This window comes from Croceicoccus pelagius (genome assembly GCF_001661915.1).
Classification (GTDB): Bacteria; Pseudomonadota; Alphaproteobacteria; order Sphingomonadales; family Sphingomonadaceae; genus Croceicoccus; species Croceicoccus pelagius.
Genome location: NZ_LYWY01000018.1, coordinates 103,569 through 118,880, shown reverse-complemented (window position 1 = coordinate 118,880; position 15,312 = coordinate 103,569). Strand labels below are relative to the sequence as shown.

At 61.7% G+C, this 15,312-nt stretch carries 15 protein-coding genes, 1 tRNA gene and 3 pseudogenes; 14 read left to right on the top strand and 5 right to left on the bottom strand.

Going from position 1 to position 15,312, the window contains the following annotated elements; translation table 11 throughout:
- The 4 genes from A9D15_RS16835 to A9D15_RS16710 form a co-directional block, all read right to left on the bottom strand.
- A partial coding sequence (locus A9D15_RS16835; protein ID WP_216634363.1) for a hypothetical protein occupies positions 1–240 on the bottom strand: 240 nt, incomplete at its 3' end.
- A 48-nt stretch (positions 241–288) separates the two neighbouring features.
- On the bottom strand, positions 289–1,329 hold the full coding sequence (locus A9D15_RS03465; protein ID WP_066760674.1) for an IS110 family RNA-guided transposase: 1,041 nt from the start codon (positions 1,327–1,329) through the stop codon (positions 289–291).
- Positions 1,330–1,882: 553 nt separating this feature from the next.
- Positions 1,883–4,240: a TonB-dependent receptor gene (locus A9D15_RS03460; protein WP_066761776.1), complete on the bottom strand. Its 2,358-nt coding sequence runs from the start codon at positions 4,238–4,240 to the stop codon at positions 1,883–1,885.
- Positions 4,241–4,281: 41 nt separating this feature from the next.
- The gene (locus A9D15_RS16710) at positions 4,282–4,566 is read right to left on the bottom strand and encodes a hypothetical protein (protein ID WP_066761775.1); all 285 of its coding nucleotides are present in this window, start codon (positions 4,564–4,566) and stop codon (positions 4,282–4,284) included.
- 43 nt (positions 4,567–4,609) lie between these two features.
- Here A9D15_RS16710 and A9D15_RS03450 point away from each other — a divergent pair, with 43 nt between their 5' ends.
- The 14 genes and pseudogenes from A9D15_RS03450 to A9D15_RS03380 all read left to right on the top strand — a co-directional run.
- Complete coding sequence (locus A9D15_RS03450; RefSeq protein WP_172807453.1) at positions 4,610–5,230, top strand: TetR/AcrR family transcriptional regulator; 621 nt, start codon at positions 4,610–4,612, stop codon at positions 5,228–5,230.
- A gap of 52 nt (positions 5,231–5,282) precedes the next feature.
- Complete coding sequence (locus tag A9D15_RS03445; RefSeq protein WP_066761772.1) at positions 5,283–6,590, top strand: aromatic ring-hydroxylating oxygenase subunit alpha; 1,308 nt, start codon at positions 5,283–5,285, stop codon at positions 6,588–6,590.
- Positions 6,587–7,117 carry an aromatic-ring-hydroxylating dioxygenase subunit beta gene (locus A9D15_RS03440; protein ID WP_216634372.1) on the top strand — a complete coding sequence of 177 codons (531 nt, stop codon included), beginning with the start codon at positions 6,587–6,589 and terminating at the stop codon, positions 7,115–7,117. The genes A9D15_RS03445 and A9D15_RS03440 overlap by 4 nt, the downstream gene beginning before the upstream one ends.
- Before the next feature lie 69 nt (positions 7,118–7,186).
- Complete coding sequence (locus A9D15_RS03435) at positions 7,187–8,290, top strand: thiolase family protein (RefSeq protein ID WP_172807452.1); 1,104 nt, start codon at positions 7,187–7,189, stop codon at positions 8,288–8,290.
- Positions 8,290–8,661, top strand: coding sequence for a Zn-ribbon domain-containing OB-fold protein (locus A9D15_RS03430; protein ID WP_066761768.1), 372 nt, complete (start codon positions 8,290–8,292; stop codon positions 8,659–8,661). Before A9D15_RS03435 ends, A9D15_RS03430 begins: the two co-directional genes overlap by 1 nt.
- A 30-nt stretch (positions 8,662–8,691) precedes the next feature.
- Complete coding sequence (locus tag A9D15_RS03425; protein ID WP_066761766.1) at positions 8,692–10,254, top strand: class I adenylate-forming enzyme family protein; 1,563 nt, start codon at positions 8,692–8,694, stop codon at positions 10,252–10,254.
- 37 nt (positions 10,255–10,291) lie between these two features.
- Positions 10,292–10,621 carry an AMP-binding protein gene (locus A9D15_RS03420; protein ID WP_082924224.1) on the top strand — a complete coding sequence of 110 codons (330 nt, stop codon included), beginning with the start codon at positions 10,292–10,294 and terminating at the stop codon, positions 10,619–10,621.
- A gap of 197 nt (positions 10,622–10,818) precedes the next feature.
- Positions 10,819–11,139, top strand: a pseudogene (locus A9D15_RS17135) (integrase arm-type DNA-binding domain-containing protein); the annotation flags it as partial.
- Positions 11,140–11,260: 121 nt separating this feature from the next.
- Positions 11,261–11,902, top strand: a complete 642-nt coding sequence (locus tag A9D15_RS16885) for an Arm DNA-binding domain-containing protein (protein WP_244881968.1) — start codon at positions 11,261–11,263, stop codon at positions 11,900–11,902.
- Complete coding sequence (locus A9D15_RS16880) at positions 11,887–12,366, top strand: tyrosine-type recombinase/integrase (protein ID WP_066761755.1); 480 nt, start codon at positions 11,887–11,889, stop codon at positions 12,364–12,366. Before A9D15_RS16885 ends, A9D15_RS16880 begins: the two co-directional genes overlap by 16 nt.
- Positions 12,367–12,390: 24 nt before the next feature.
- Positions 12,391–12,783, top strand: a complete 393-nt coding sequence (locus tag A9D15_RS16875; RefSeq protein ID WP_308419921.1) for a type II toxin-antitoxin system RelE/ParE family toxin — start codon at positions 12,391–12,393, stop codon at positions 12,781–12,783.
- Positions 12,738–13,606, top strand: a pseudogene (locus tag A9D15_RS03395) (IS3 family transposase); the annotation flags it as partial. The gene A9D15_RS16875 and the pseudogene A9D15_RS03395, both read left to right, overlap by 46 nt.
- Before the next feature lie 75 nt (positions 13,607–13,681).
- Positions 13,682–14,639 (top strand): IS630 family transposase gene (locus A9D15_RS16135; protein WP_216634371.1). Its coding sequence is split into 2 segments (ribosomal slippage): positions 13,682–14,032 and positions 14,034–14,639, totalling 957 coding nucleotides; the frame shifts between segments, so codons are not numbered across the junction.
- A gap of 13 nt (positions 14,640–14,652) precedes the next feature.
- Positions 14,653–14,928: pseudogene (locus tag A9D15_RS03380) on the top strand (integrase core domain-containing protein); the annotation flags it as partial.
- 288 nt (positions 14,929–15,216) lie between these two features.
- On the opposite strand, the gene A9D15_RS03375 reads toward A9D15_RS03380, so the two are convergent.
- A tRNA-Glu gene (locus A9D15_RS03375) sits at positions 15,217–15,291 on the bottom strand.
- Between the last annotated feature and the right edge of the window lie 21 nt (positions 15,292–15,312).

Sequence of the window (15,312 nt, the reverse complement as noted above, 5' to 3'; positions counted from 1 at the left end):
CCGGCACCATATGTGGACGGCTCCCTCTTGCAAGGGCTGTGCGGAGAATTTGATCGGATCGCTTGCGTCCATATGTCCGGCCTGTGGGTGCGACCGCACATGGTCGCTGGCCAAGATGGTTTCCGCAGCATGAGTTCCAAACACCTCAGCGGCCTCGAACGGCCATTGGTGCCGATGGAATGCCACACGCCTTGGATCGATCGATCGCACCATCTGCTCAATTCCTGCAAGATTTGGCATCAGCTCAGTACGATAGCAAACGGCTGCTCATCGTGCCTAGCCAATCTCTCACGCTGCCACTGCCGGCGGCGATAGTTCTGCTCTTCGATATTGCTCACCGCTCACCATCAGTTTCCAGGCGATTCTCGCGATCTTGTTGGCGAGCGCCACCGCAACGAGTTTGGGCTTCTTGCGTTCGAGCAATCCCAAGAGCCAGACAGAGGCATTCTTGCCTCCAGTACGGCGGACGTGCTGAACAACGGCGGTGGCTCCTACCACGAGTGTACTGCGCAAGAGCTCATCACCGGCTCGTGTAATGACCCCGAGCCTGACTTTGCCGGCAGTCGAATGATCGCGGGGTGTCAAACCGATCCAGGCCGCAAAGTCTCGCCCGGATTTAAACTGTTGCGGGTCTGGGGTTTTCATCATTAGCAATGAGGCGCCGATTGGGCCGACGCCGGGAATTTTTGCGAGCCGTTGGCTACATTCGTCATTGCGGTGCCATTCCATGACCTGGGCTTCGACCCGCTCGATTTCCATCAGGAGCTGCGAATATTCCCTGCCATGAAGCGCAAATAATTCCCGTGCCAGTTCCGGGATCGCCTCGTCCGCCGCGATGCGTTCGAGCAGGGGCTCGATCCGGCACATGCCCGTTGCTGCGGTAACTCCGAACTCTGCCGCAAAGCCACGGATGGTGTTGGCGAGCTGCGTGCGTTTCTGAATGAGCCTGGTACGCATCGCTATGAGCATGAGGGCGGCCTGCTGCTCTACGCTCTTAGCCGGCACAAACCGCATTGTGGGGCGGCTCATCGCCTCGCATAGCGCTTCTGCATCGGCCGCATCATTCTTGCCGCGCTTGACGTAAGGTTTTGCTAGTTGCGGTGCGATCAACCTCACTTCGTGACCATACGAACCGAGAAGACGCGCCCAGTGGTGCGCGCTGCCGCAGGCCTCGATGGCGACGACAGTCGGTGGCAACTTCTCGAAAAACCGGACCATCTCCCGGCGCGTCAGCTTCTTGCGCAAGACCGGCTGTTCTGCCGAATTGACACCGTGCAGTTGAAAAACGTTCTTTGACGTATCCATCCCTATGCGAATAATCTGTTCCACGGGCGGCTCCTTCATGTGAGTCCTACAACGAAATCACCTTGGCACATTGCGATGCCGCTGGGAGCCGTCCAACCCAACACCTCAGGCCTTGGCCGACGATTTTTTCAAGGAGGATTGGGGTTTCATCTTCGTTCCTTCGTCACTGCGACGAAGCCCCAATCCTCCTTACATCACAACCTCAAATCTGTGCCATAGCTGCTGACGGTGGACACAGGGTAACGTCGGGAATGGAACGGCCTTGCACGTCAATCTCCTGTGATCTGGCGACGACCTTGTGAGCGCAAAAGATGGATCGGTAAGACCGGATAAGGCGGTTTCCTTGATCACCTTGGCCGATTTATCCAGCTTGTTTCCTGCCTCCCCGCGTCCGCCGGTCAACCGCACAGCCGCCATGGCCCCGGTGTTTCCATTGGAAAGTCTGATCCTTTCCGGCCGGCTGCACCGAAAGGAACGGACAAGGAAAGACCCCCGGTCGCCGAGCGGCCGAGGGTCTTTGAATAGAGGCAAGTCAGGCATTGCCGAACGCGGCGTCTGACGATGCGCAAGTGGGCAATCAATAGTTGTAGGTCAAGGTCACCCCATACTGGCGCGGAGGACCGAAGGTGCCGAAGGCGATCCGGTTGCCGCGCTGGGTGTAGACGTGCGTACCCCAGACCTCATCGGTGAAATTCTTCACCCAGGCCTGGATGTCCCACTTGCGGTCGCTGCTTGTCCACGAAACCCAGGCATCGCCCAAGGTGTAGCTCGCAATGACGTCCAGCGGGTTGTTGTCGGCATTGGTGAAGACCTTGCCCTGATGGCGTCCGTTGACGTTGGCGGTCAGCCTTGCGCCAGATGCGAGTTCGTGGCTGACCTGGACATAGGCGCTCCACGTGTCCTTCGGCGCCTGGCGCATCCGGTTGCCCGAAAAATTGCCTGTCCCGGAGATGTCGGGGGTTCCGAAGAAGTCCTTGTAATTGGCGTCCAGATAAGAATAGCTTCCGCCGAATTCGAACCATTCCAGCGGTCGCGCGGTCAGTTCTGCCTCGAAACCCTTGATTTCGGCGTTGGCCGCATTTTCGGTTATGAATTCGCCGAAGTTCGATGTTGCCGGCTGGAAGAAGCGGGTTACCTGGAGGTTCTTGTAATCCAGGTAGAAGGCCGAAGCGTTGAGGCGGACGCGGCGGTCGAATAGATCGAGCTTCGCGCCGATTTCGTAGTTGGTGGCTTCTTCGGGATCGAAGGCGGTGGTCGCCTTTTCACGTGTGGTCGCGGTTCCGGTGAAACCGCCGCTCTTGAAGCCGGTGGACACGGTCGCAAAGAACATCGCTGCTGAACTCGGCCGATATTCGGCGCTCAGCCGCCAGGAAAAGTTGTTCCAGCTGTCTTCGCCCCTGGAAGCGCCGAACGGCCGCAGCAGCAGCAGCAGATTGGGTGAGCCGCTGACCACGTTGGAGGCGATGATTTCCTTCTTTTCGTGGGAATACCGAGCGCCGCCCGTTATCGAGAAACCTTCCGCCAAGTCGAAGCTTGCCTGGGCGTAGCCGGCAAGGCCCTCACCGGTGAAATCCATGTTGGCAGCCGCGAGGCTGGGGACGAGCGAGGCATCGGACAGCGACGGGAAGCCGACAGCTTCGGTCCGGTTGATCTTTTCGTGCGAGCCATAGAGCCCCACGACCCATTTGAAGCGCCCGTTGGACGGCGAGGTCAGCCGGATTTCGCCGGTGAACTGCTCCCCCGTTTCGTCGACGATGTCGACCGTGTCGAAGGTGAAGCCGACCGTGGCGGGGGCAGTCAACCCGATGTTGGGGTTTCCGTGAGCGCCGGTCAGATCGACGATCGGGCTGGGCGGAAGACCTGAACTGTCGAGAACGTTCTTGTAGGTGGAGTCGCGGTAGGCCCCCATGACGGTCAGCGTCGCAAAGTCCATCTCGTGGTTCAGCTCGCTCATGACGCCGAACACGTCGCGCTTCGAAAAGCCCAGCGCCTCGCCGGCGTATGAGTAGACGCCGCCGCCTTTGCCGAGGTTCCCTCCGAAGGCTGCGTTTACGGCCATCGGGTCCGAAGCGCATCCGCAGTTGTGCAGCGGGCCAGCCGAGCCTACTGGCTCGCGGTTATCGGTACCGAAGTTGTCGTCCGCACCGTCAAGCGAGACGAGCAGGCTTGTCCGCTCCGACGGCTCCCATTTCAATGCAGCACGCCAAGCAAAGCGTTTGGCAAAGCCAATATCGTCGTCGTCTTCACTGCCAGCGGGAATGGCTTTAGTGCCTACGTCGACACGGGTCAGGTACCCGTCGGTATCGCGGCGACTGAACGATAGGCGCGCCGCGAGTGTGTCACCGATCGGAACATTAACCCCAGCGCCCGTGTCGAAAGTACCGAAGTTGCCCACCGTTTGACGGACCTTGAGTTCGAACTCCCCTAGAACGGGTTTGCGCGTCACGTAATTTATGACGCCAGCAATTGCATTCTTGCCAAACAGCGTGCCTTGCGGTCCGCGGAGAATTTCGAGTCGCTCCAAATCGAAGATGTCGATGTTGGTCGCGGTGCGCGTGGCGAAATAGACGCCGTCCACCATTACCAGGGTGGAATCGGATGCACCGGCGCCATCTTCCTTGGTGCCGACACCGCGGATCGCCACTTCGGGCTGACCCGGCGTGAACGAGTTCAGGACAAGGCCGGGCGAACGGCCCTGGATGTCCTCAAGCGACGATATGTTGCTCTTTTCCAGCGTGCTGCCACTGAACGCGCTGATGGCAAGAGGCACGTCCTGCACGTTTTCCGAGCGCTTCTGCGCGGTGACGACAATCTCGGCAATTCCCGAGTTCTGTTGTCCCTGGGCATCGCCGCCCGCTTGCGCGGCGTTATCGGCAGTCTGCGCGGTCGCGTCGTTGGCAACCAGCGCCATGGCCAGGCCGAAGCCCAGATTCAACAGGAATCGATTGGAATTTCGCATGAGCACACCCCCCCTTGTTACTTTGATTTGTCATCGTAGATAACTGCATGCGGATGCCTGATCAAGTGCTCAATCAAATTTTTCGTCGCTGCATGCCTGGGTTGCGGCAGGCGGCAGAGCGGCCCCTTGGGCAAGGGGCCATGCGGCGCAGTCAAATCGCTTGGCAAAGCCGGGGGAGGGCGGGCATAAATTGCCGGACGGGTGCTTGCACGGTTGCGGCCCGGCGCACGCTGCCGAATGCGGGCGGGGCAAGGCTCGGTGTTTTCGGCAAGCGCATGCAAAACGAGGACGAAATCGATCATGAACGTTACCCCACAACGCCTCGCCGGAAAGGAGGCATCGCGCGTGGACGAATTGATCGATGCCGCCTCGCGGCTCATTTCGCTTCAGGGTTACGACCGCACTTCGGTGCGCGACATAGCCCAGGCCGTAAACCTGACGTCGGGTTCGATGTTCTATCATTTCAAGACCAAGGACGACCTGCTTGAAGCGGTGATTCGCAAGGGCATCATCGATGGCCTGGCTTTCATGAACCAGGCGCTCGATCTGGCGCCGGGCGGGACACTCAACCGGTTTCACGCCCTCGTCGCCGCGCATATCGGTGTCGTTCAAGGGGAACTTCGGCACTTCCATCGGGTCTGGACGAGGGAGTGGGATCGCCTTCAGCCGGAAGCTCGTCTGCGGCTGCGGCCGCTTTCCGAACAATATCGCGAACTGATGAACGCCTTGCTGCATTCCTTGGCGGCCGAAGGCCACCTTCATTCCGATATTGAGACAGCCAGACATCTGCTTTTGCCCGGTCTGAATTGGACGCCGACTTGGACCAGCCTGAAGGACAAGGCCTCGCAGGCCACGCTTGCGGAAAAAATCTGCGCAACAGTCCTCAATCTGCCGGTCGACGCATTCAGCGATCTCATGCATGCGGAAACGACGACCGGCCCGGGGCATCGACGAACTATTGACTGAGCGCTTGATTAACGTTAACTGCGAAGTGTATTTGTAGTGAAGGGAAACGGTTATGGCCGTAAGCAAGGCTCATGTCGCTCGCTCGGCGGGTTCGGGCGCGGATTACCGCGAACTGATTCGCGAGGATCGCATTCACGGTTCGCTCTATACCAGCGAAGCCATTTTTAAGGACGAGATGGAGCGAATCTTTCGGCAGGGCTGGGTTTACGTCGGCCACGAATCGGAAATTCCCAAGCGGGGCGATTTCGTGCGCCGACAGATCGCCGGCGATCAGGTGATCGTGGTCCGCGCGCAGGACGACAAGATCAACGTCTTCCTCAATCGATGCGCCCACCGCGGCAATCTGCTGTGTTCCGATAACAGCGGTTCAGCGCGGGCAATCGTCTGCAAGTATCACGGCTGGGCCTACGACCTTGAAGGCAATCTGATCGATGTCCCGTATCCGGCAGGCATGACTTGCGACAAGCAGAAGCTGGGACTGAATGCTTTGCCGCGCGTCGATTCCTATCGCGGCTTTTATTTCGCCAGCTTCAATGAACAAGTGATCCCGCTCGACCAGCATCTGGGCAAGGCCACCGACCTTATCGACCGGGCCTGTGAAATGTCCCCCACCGGCAAGCTTCGGCTTGATGGGGGGTGGGTGCAGCACCGCTTTAAGTCCAACTGGAAGATGCTGCCCGAGAACGACGTCGATGGTTATCACGTGAACTTTGTCCACCCGTCGTTCGCGCAGGCGATCCGTTCGAACTACGATGCCGCAGCGTTCAAGAACGAGGAAGACCTGGTTTCCGAGGCGCGTTACTGGGGCAATGGCCATACCGAGATCGATTTCTCTAAGGCGTATACCAAACCGCTCGAATGGTTCGGCTGCGACGAATCTCGTTTCCCGGTCTACGTTGCAAAGATGCGCGAGGCTTATGGCGTCGACGACGGCAACCGAAAGCTGACGGCAGGACCGCCGCACGCATGCATTTTCCCGAACCTGTTTCTTGGTGAAGGCAATGTCGGCATGTTCGAGCCGATAAGCGCCGATGAGTGCATTCACTGGCACACACCGCTCCTGCTCGAAGATGTCGAGCAAGGGGTCAACGACCGTCTTAAGCGTCAGTCGGAGGGCGCGCTTGGCCCCGCAGCCTTTCTGCTCGCCGATGATGCTGTCATCGCGGAGCGCACCCAGCAGGCGCTGGGCGAATCGGGCGGCTGGCTCGACCTCAGCCGGGGTATCGAACGCGAGCATGAAGAAGATGGCGTGATGATCGGGCACCTGACCGACGAGGTTACCAATCGCGGTTTCTGGCACCACTACCGGCGCATCATGACTGGCGATGCCGAACCGGCCCGCCTGGTCAAGGTCGCGTGAAGGAGGACGAGCACATGACTCTCGCTGAACCGAGAACCGTTTCGCTCGACGAGCGCTACGAAATCGAGGAATTTCTGGCCTGCGAGGCGCGCGCCGCGGATGAATCCCGCTACAGCGACTGGGAAGCGCTGGTGGACGACGACATGGTCTACTGGGTGCCGACCGCCGATGGCGCCCGCTTCCCCCCGGGGGAGAAGATCTCGGTCATTTTCGACAACCGCACCCGGCTTGCCACGCGTATTCGCCAGCTCAACACCGGCAAGCGGCACTCGCAGCTTCCGGCATCGCCGATGGTCCGCACCCAGGCCAATTTCCACATCGAACGCACCGGGGACGATACCTATGGCGTTCGTTGCAGCCAGGTGCTGTATGAATACCGGATCCAGTCCACCCGCGAAATGGTCACCTGGCCGGCGCGCGTGGAATACCGGCTTCGCCGCCATCCCGATGGGCTGAAGATGTATTTCAAGGGCGTGTTTCTGGTTACCGCATCGGATGCGCTGCCCGGCCTCCCGTTCATCATCTGAACGATGGCGACCAAACCGATAGCTGCAATCACCGGGCTCGGGTTCAGCACGCTTTCGCGCGAACCCGGAATGAGCGCGCGCCGCCTCGCCTGCGATGCGGCGCGCGCCGCCAGCCTTGATTCGGGCCAGGCGCTCTCATCGATCGACGGTCTTCTGCTCAACCGAAGTCCGATCGAGCCGCACGAAACGCTGCCGCTCACCGTGCAGCGCGATCTTGGCCTGCACGACCTCGGGCTGCTCGCATCGATCGAGGGTGAGGGCAGTTCGGTTGTGCAGATGATCCAGATCGCCGCGCTGGCGGTCAACTCGGGCATGGTCAATCGGGTCGCCTGCGTCTTTGCCGACGCCCCGATCAGGCCCGCGGTCAATTCGGGCCAGACATTCGCCATTCCCCTGCCGCTGACAGGGATCGAAGGCTGGGAGCGCGAAATCGGACTGTTCGGCGCGAGCGCGGCCTTTGCCCTGGTCGCATCGCGCTACATGAACCTTTACGGGGCAAACGAGGAACACTTCGGTGCCTGGGCGATCGCCGAGCGCGAGTGGGCGATGCGCAGCGAACGGGCCTTCCTGCGCACGCCGCTGACCATGCAGGACTATCTTGCCTCGCGCTGGATCTCGCGGCCGGTCCGGCTGCTCGATTGCGCCTATCCGGTCAATGGAGCGATCGCCTTCATCGTTTCCCGGGCCGATGAGGCGGCCGCCGCCCCCGCCCCCGCCTATATCCACGGCATGGGCCAGGGGCATTCCGGCTGCCGGGGGTTCGGCGCGCTGGAGCCCGAATTCGACAACGGCGCCGAGCAGGCCGGCAGGACCGCCTATGCCATGGCCGGCATCGGCCCGGCCGACATTTCAAGTGCGCAGTTCTATGCACCGTTCAGCTGCGCAGGGCTGGTGGCCGTGGAGAATTACGGCTTCTGCAAGCGCGGCGAGGGGGCGGCCTTCGTCGCCGATGGAAACACCAGGCCCGGCGGATCGCTGCCCACCAATACGGGGGGCGGGATGCTTTCGGGATATTACATGCAAGGCGCCACATCGCTGTCCGAGGCGGTGATCCAGGTCCGCGGCGAGGGGGGGCAGCGCCAGGTGGCCAATGACCTTGTTCTGGCAACAGGGCTGGGAGGACGCCAGGAGCATCATGCCGCGCTCGTCCTCAGCCCGCATGGGAGGCTGTGATGGGCGATTCCGTTGGCCACGACCACGACGAGGACGGCTTTCGCAGCGGCCTTGCCAGGGGTGAACTTCTTGTGCCGGTCTGCAGGCAATGCGGAGCGGTTCTTGACTATGCCCAGCGCGTCTGCGGCGAATGCGGTTCGGCCGCGCTCGGCTGGCGCCAGGCGGAGGGCCGCGGGGTGCTGCGCAGCGCCGTGGAAATGAGCGTCTCCTACGTCGACAGCCTCCAGGCGCCTTACCTCGTCGCTTCGGTCAGGCTGGCCGAAGGGCCCCATCTGCTGGCGCGCTATGCCGGAACCTGGGACGATGTGCGGGGCGGCCAGCCAGTGAACGCGCTTGTCGAGGACGGCGCGCTCTGCTTCAAGCCTGCCTGATAACAAAAATCGAGTGAGTGGGGTGTCGAAATGCTGACCCGGGATTTGATCGCGCGCTGCGGCCGACATTATCCGCGCCGCGCCGCCTATGTCGCGGGAGACCTAACGCGGACCTGGCGCGAAATGGAGGTCCGCTCCAGCCGGATCGCATCGGCCTTGCTGGATCTGGGCGTGACCAAGGGGGCGGCCGCCGGCTTCCTGGGGGGCGAGTTCGTCGAGGCCTACGAACACTTTTTCGCCTGCCTCAAGCTTGGCGCCATCCGCGTTGGCGTGAACCGGCGGCTGACGGTCCGCGAACTGATCCATGTTATCAGGGATTCGCAGTTGACGACGCTTGTCGTCCATGCCGATTGCTTGCCGCTGCTTGAAAAGCTGCGCGAGGCGGGGGGGCTTGGCGGGGTGCAGGTGATCGGTTTCGGGAGCGAACACGGCCTTGCCCACGATCTCGAGGACCTGATCGCCAGGGGCTCGGACAAGCCGGCGCTCCCCACGCTCGAAGGACAGGATCCGGCCTTCTACTCCTACACTTCGGGCACCACCGGCCTGCCCAAGGGCGTGGTCCTTTCGCAGCAGGGCCTTGCCGCCTCGATCATCCAGGCGGTGACCCAACTGGGTTTCAACCGGGAAGACGTGTTCTATCACGCCACCGCGAACGCCTGGGTCGCGGTCGTGCTCGGCATGCTTGGCCTGGCCAACGGGATGACGACTGTGCTTCCCGAAGCCGGCACGTTCGAACTGCCCAAGCTGCTGCCGACGCTCGAGCGTCATCGCTGCACGATCGCGCTGCTCGCGCCGACCATGCTGACCTGGGCCATCGAGGAACAGCGCGCCAAGGCCAATGACCTTTCCGCGCTGCGCCTCATCGCCTTCGGATCTTCGCCGTCCACCCCGGCCCTGATCCGCGATGCGCAGGAGACCTTCGGGTGCGGGCTGATGAATTGCTACGCGATGACCGAGACGACATGGGGCGGAATATCCTTCTTGATGCCCGATGAAATCCGCCGCGGCCTTGAGGACAGGCCCGATCTGCTCGGTTCGGTGGGCCAGATTTCTCCGCTGTTCGACATTCGCATCCTGGACAGCGACGGGCAGGAAGTTCCCGAGGGGGAAGCGGGCGAGGTGTGGCTGAGCAGCGAGGCCAACATGTTGCGCTACCTCAACCTGCCCGACGAAACCGCCGCGGCGATGAACGGCGACTGGATAAGGACGAACGACATCGGCCGGATCGACGAGGAAGGCTATCTTCACCTGCTCGACCGGCGCAATTTCATGATCATCACCGGCGGCATGAACGTCTATCCGGTCGTCGTCGAAGCGGTGCTGGCCGAACATGCGGCGGTTGCCGAAACCTGCGTCGTCGGATTGCCGGACCCGGTCTGGGGCGAGGCGGTTGTCGCGGTGATCCGCACACGGGAAGGTATGGAAGTCGCAGGCGAGGCCCTGCGCACCTTCTGCAAGGAACGGCTCAGCCATTTCCAGGTGCCCAAGCATTTCCATTTCACCACCACCCCGCTGCCGCGCACGGTGACTGGCAAGATGCGCAAGAGCGAGGTGCGCGAAACGCTTTGCCAGGCGGTCGAACCGCTCGCCTGAAGGCAGGTCGTTCCGGCCGGATGGAATCCACCGCCGAATGCGCGCAGTAGGGCTTGATTTGCCGCCGCAGCTGCGCGACCGCCAAGAGCATGACCACCACGCCAACCTTGTTGCCCACGTCCTTGCCGCCGCTGCCGCGGCCGGCAACAAGCCGTTCCTGATCGAGGGAGACGAAGGCAGGTTGTCCTTCGCCGAGCTGGACCGGCGCACGGCCGCGATGGCGGGGCGGCTGGCGGTGCTCGAGGGCAAGGCGGGTGACAGGATCGTCGTCCAGGTGGAAAAGTCGCCAGAGGCGGTTCTTCTCTATCTGGGCGCGCTGCGGCTGGGGCTGGTCTTCGTGCCGCTCAACACTACCTACGCGGCTTAAGCCGCAGAAATGGGAAAAAGTGCAGCGAAATCAATAAAGGCAACTTTGGAAGCCCTCGACAGATTGACTGCTGCTGATGGCTGTCTGGTCCCCAGAATTGGCAATAATTCCGCGACTTTGCCGAGCAGGTCCGGTCGTTCCGATGGCTATATGGTCCCCAAGCGGCATTCCTTGACGGCAATCTGGCTCGCCGGAAGATGGCGCCCGCACCCAGTGATTATGTCATCTGGGATACGGAGCTTGCAGGCTTTGGAATGCGGGTCCGGTCATCGGGCAATCGCTACTGGTTCGTGCGCGTCCGCCGACGCGGCAGGCATTGCCGTGTCTCGCTGGGCAAGGTCGACGAGGTCGATGCCCTGACCGCTCGGGGCGAAGCGCGCAAGCGTCTTGCCGAAGTCGCGCTCGATGGTCTGCCGCGCCGCGTATCGGTGAAGGTCGCTCCTCTGTTCTCGGATTACGCCGATGAATTCTGGACCGACTATGCCCGGCACTGGAAGGCCTCGACCCAGAAGCGCAACCTCGACGCAATCAACCGCGACCTGCTGCCGTGCTTTGGAAAGATACGGGTCGACTTGATTGGCAAATCCGAAACTGTCGCAGAGACCGAAGGGCAAGGCGCGAACGACGACTTGGATTGCCGTGGAGAACGGGTTCGGCATCCGCCACTACCCCAGTGGTCGGCATGTCTACGTTGTTCAGACGCGGATGGGCGGACGGGTTCGGACAATCACGATAGGTCCAGCGTCAGTTCTCAGCCGGCATCAAGCGGTGAAGGTGGCGCGTCAGGTTCTTGCCCATGCCCGTGTCGGCCACGATGCGGCGACATCGCGCCAGCGCGTGCGCAATGCGCCGCGCATGGACGACTTCCTGCGGGAGTACTGGGAGAAGTGTTCCTCGGCTTGGAAGCCGTCCACGCAAGAAACAGCGACCGGCTATCGCCGGAGCCACATCGACGGCGCCTTCCCGGAAGCGTTCGTGGACAGCTTGACCGAGGGCGAGGTGACCAAGTGGTTCGTAGCCATGACGGACAAGTCCGGTCCCGGCGCGGCAAACCGCTGCTTAGAAATTCTACGTTCGGCGCTGAACAATGCCGAGGAATGGGGCTATCGCGTCGAGAACACGAACCCTTGCTATGGAATCCGGCAGAACCGGAACAACCATCGCAATCGCTTCCTGTCCGACGACGAGCCGGCCCGCCTTGGCACTGTCCTCGCCAAGGCACGCGCAGGGGAAACCGAACAGAGCAAGCCTATGCCTCGGCGATCTTGCAACTCGTCCTGACCGGATGCCGGGTCGGTGAAATTCTGTCCCTTGACTGGTCCGACATCAAAGGCCTCCGCCTTCACCTCAGGGACAGCAAGACCGGCCCACAAACCGTCCCACGAACCGTATGGTTGGGTGACGAGGACCGCGACTTGATCGTAGCCCTCCCACGCTGCGGCAAGAATTCGTCGATCTTCTGGAACTGGCGCTATCAACGACCGATCCAGACGATCCACAGTCCTTGGGCGAAATTCAGAGACGTGGCTCGCGTGAAAGATGTTAGGCTGCACGGTTCGCGGCACACATACGCCAGCCACGCCGTGATGGGCCGGGAGAGCGTGCCCATGATCGGTCGGCTGCTCGGGCATGCGACGGTCAAATCCACTTCGCGGTACGCCCATTTCGAGGACGCGCACCTGTTGGAGGCGGCGGAGACGATCGGAGCCGCGATTGAGCGAGCGATGCTGACAGGCCGATCGTGACCGCGCATCGCCGTTCATTGATGCATAAATGGGCCATCCAGGATCGGTAAGCAGCGAACCCGCCTCTACAAGAACCGCTGGTTCGCCAAGCTCGCGATCCGTGAAGGGATCAATGACGCAACGCTTGTTGCCGCCATCGATCAGGCCAATCGCGGCCTGGTTGACGCCTATCTTGGCAGCGGCCTGATAAAGCAGCGCGTTGCGCGTGAGGGTGGAGGCAAGTCCGGCGGATACCGCACACTGGTCTTCTTCCGCCACGAGGAACGGGCCATATTCGCCTTTGGCTTCGCCAAGAGCGACAAGGCCAACCCGGCCTGCTGCCGGCTTGATGGACACCGAGATACGGTGTTTTATCGGACTGGAGGATCAGCATGGAACGAAGGAAGTTTGCGCGTGAGTTCAAGCTTGAGGCAGTGAGGCTGATCAAGGAGCGCGGTGTCAGCGTTGCGCAGGCATCGCGCGATCTGGATGTGCATCAGACGGTGCTGCGTAACTGGGTCCGCGATTTTGCTGACAACCCGCAGAGCGCCTTTCCCGGCCACGGGCAGATGAAGCCGGAGCAGTTGGAGATCGTGCGCCTACGCAAGGAAGTGGCGAAGCTCAGGGCGGAGCGCGACATTCTAAAAAAGCCGCGGCCTATTTTGCGAAGGACAGCCTGTGAGGTTCGCCTTCATCGCAAAGCACCGGGAGACATGGCCGGTATCGTGGATCTGCGAGGCGCTCGGGGTCTCGCGCAGCGGCTATCAGGCTGATCCGCGCGCCGTCCGCCCGCGCCCGAAGCGACGAGGAGATCGGCGCCAGGGTCAAGGCGAGCCACATCGCGAGCTACCGGACCTACGGAGCACGCCGCGTCTGGCACGACATGTTGGCCGAAGGTATCTCATGCGGTCTGCACAAGATCGAGCGGCTGATGCGCATCCAGGGCCTGCGGGCGCGGCCGCGTCGGCGTGGACTGCCAAAGGATAAAGGCGAACGCTCGGTGATCGCCGGCAGCGTGCTTGACCGCCAGTTCATGGCCGATGCGCCGAACCGCAAGTGGGTGGCCGACTTCACCTACATCTGGACCGCCGAGGGCTGGCTATACGTTGCTGCCGTGATCGACCTTTTCTCGCGGCGTGTCGTTGGCTGGTCGATGCAGGCGGAGATGACGGCTCAGCTCGTCACCGACGCTCTCATCATGGCGATCTGGCGACGCGGCAAGCCAGATGCTCTGCTTCACCACTCCGATCAGGGCAGCCAGAGCGTTCCACAGGTTTGCTGAACCGGCGGATTCCCTAAATTGATTGTTTGTGACCCCCCTCATTGGAGGTGGATCATGGGTATTGTTCGATCGTTGGATTTGCGGGAGCGCGTGGTTGCGGCGGTTGCCGAGGGAGCATCGCGGCATGCGGCGGCCAAGCGCTATTCGGTGAGCGTGAGTTCGGCGATCCGCTGGAAGGCGCTGGCGGCGAGCAAGGGCAGTCCGGCGCCGGGCAAGCAAGGCCGCCCGCTGGGCAAGGGGCCGCTGGCGGACCGCACTGACTTCCTGATCGCGGCGATCGAGGCGCAGCCGGACATGACGATGAAGGAGCTTGCCTCGCGCCTGCTGGCGACACGCGGGGTGAGCGGAGCCGAATGGACGCTGTCGCGGCTGCTCAACCGGGCCGGCTACGCATATAAAAAAACAGCTGATGGCGTCGGAATGCGCACGCGCCGATGTGGCTGAACGCCGCCGGGTATGGATCAACGAGCGCCAGCCCGCGATGCGTCAGGAGCCGCACCTGCTGGTGTTCATCGACGGAACTTCCGTGAACACCAAGATGACGCGGCTGCGCGGTCGGGCGAAGAAGGGCAAGCGGCTGAAAGCCAGCGCTCCGTTCGGCAAATGGGGCGCCCAGACGTTCATCGCCGGGCTTCGCTACGATGGCCTCACCGCCCCGTGGGTGATCCCCGGCGCGATGGATCGCGAGGCGTTCGACATCTACGTCGAGACCCAGCTCGCTCCAACACTTGCGCCAGGCGACGTGGTGATCCTCGACAACCTCTCGTTCCACAAGAGCGCCAAGGCCGAAGCCGCCATCCGGGCGTGCGGCGCGAGGATGCTGTTCCTGCCGCAATACTCGCACGACCTGAACCCGATCGAGATGGCCTTCTCGAAACTCAAGGCCCACCTCAGAAAGGTCGCCGCCCGCACCTTCGATGCCCTCACCGAGGCCATCGGAGACATCTGCGACCTCTACCTTCCCGCCGAATGCTCCAACTACTTCGAAAAAGCGGGCTATGGGTCAGACTAACAGTGGGTTTCTCCAGTATACCAGCGAACAGTCCCAACGCCTGATGACCGATAGCGGCGTCACCTGCTCGATGAGCCGCTCGGGTAACTGCTGGGACAATTCTGCCATGGAAAGCTTCTTCTCCTCGCTCAAGACCGAGCGGGTAGGCAAGAAGGTCTATCGATCAAGGGATGAAGCCAGGGCCGATGTGTTCGACTATATCGAGCGCTTCTACAACCCGACACGGCGCCACTCGACGATCGGCTACAAGAGCCCCATCGACTTCGAACGCGAAGCCGGTGTAGCATGAATGAGCCTATCTCGGTGTCCATCAAAGCGGCAGCAGGCCAGATGACCCGAGGGTGGTCTCCGATTAGGCGCCGATCACCGAGTCAGGTGGGCACCACTTGCATGCCGAAACACAGCTCATACCCAGGCCATGCGCCTCAAATTTCAGCCATAAGGGGAGCGATGAGGGTCGCCCAGCCGAGCTGGACTCGGCCAAATGGAGCGTTCCGCCCTGCGAATGCATCCGCTCGCATCTGTGTGGATATATTTGACGAAAGGGAGTCTCGCCCCTCTAAGTCATTGATTTTTATGGTGACCCCTACGGGAATCGAACCCGTGTTTCAGCCGTGAGAGGGCCGCGTCCTGACCGCTAGACGAAGGGGCCATGCCTTACCGGGGCAAACGC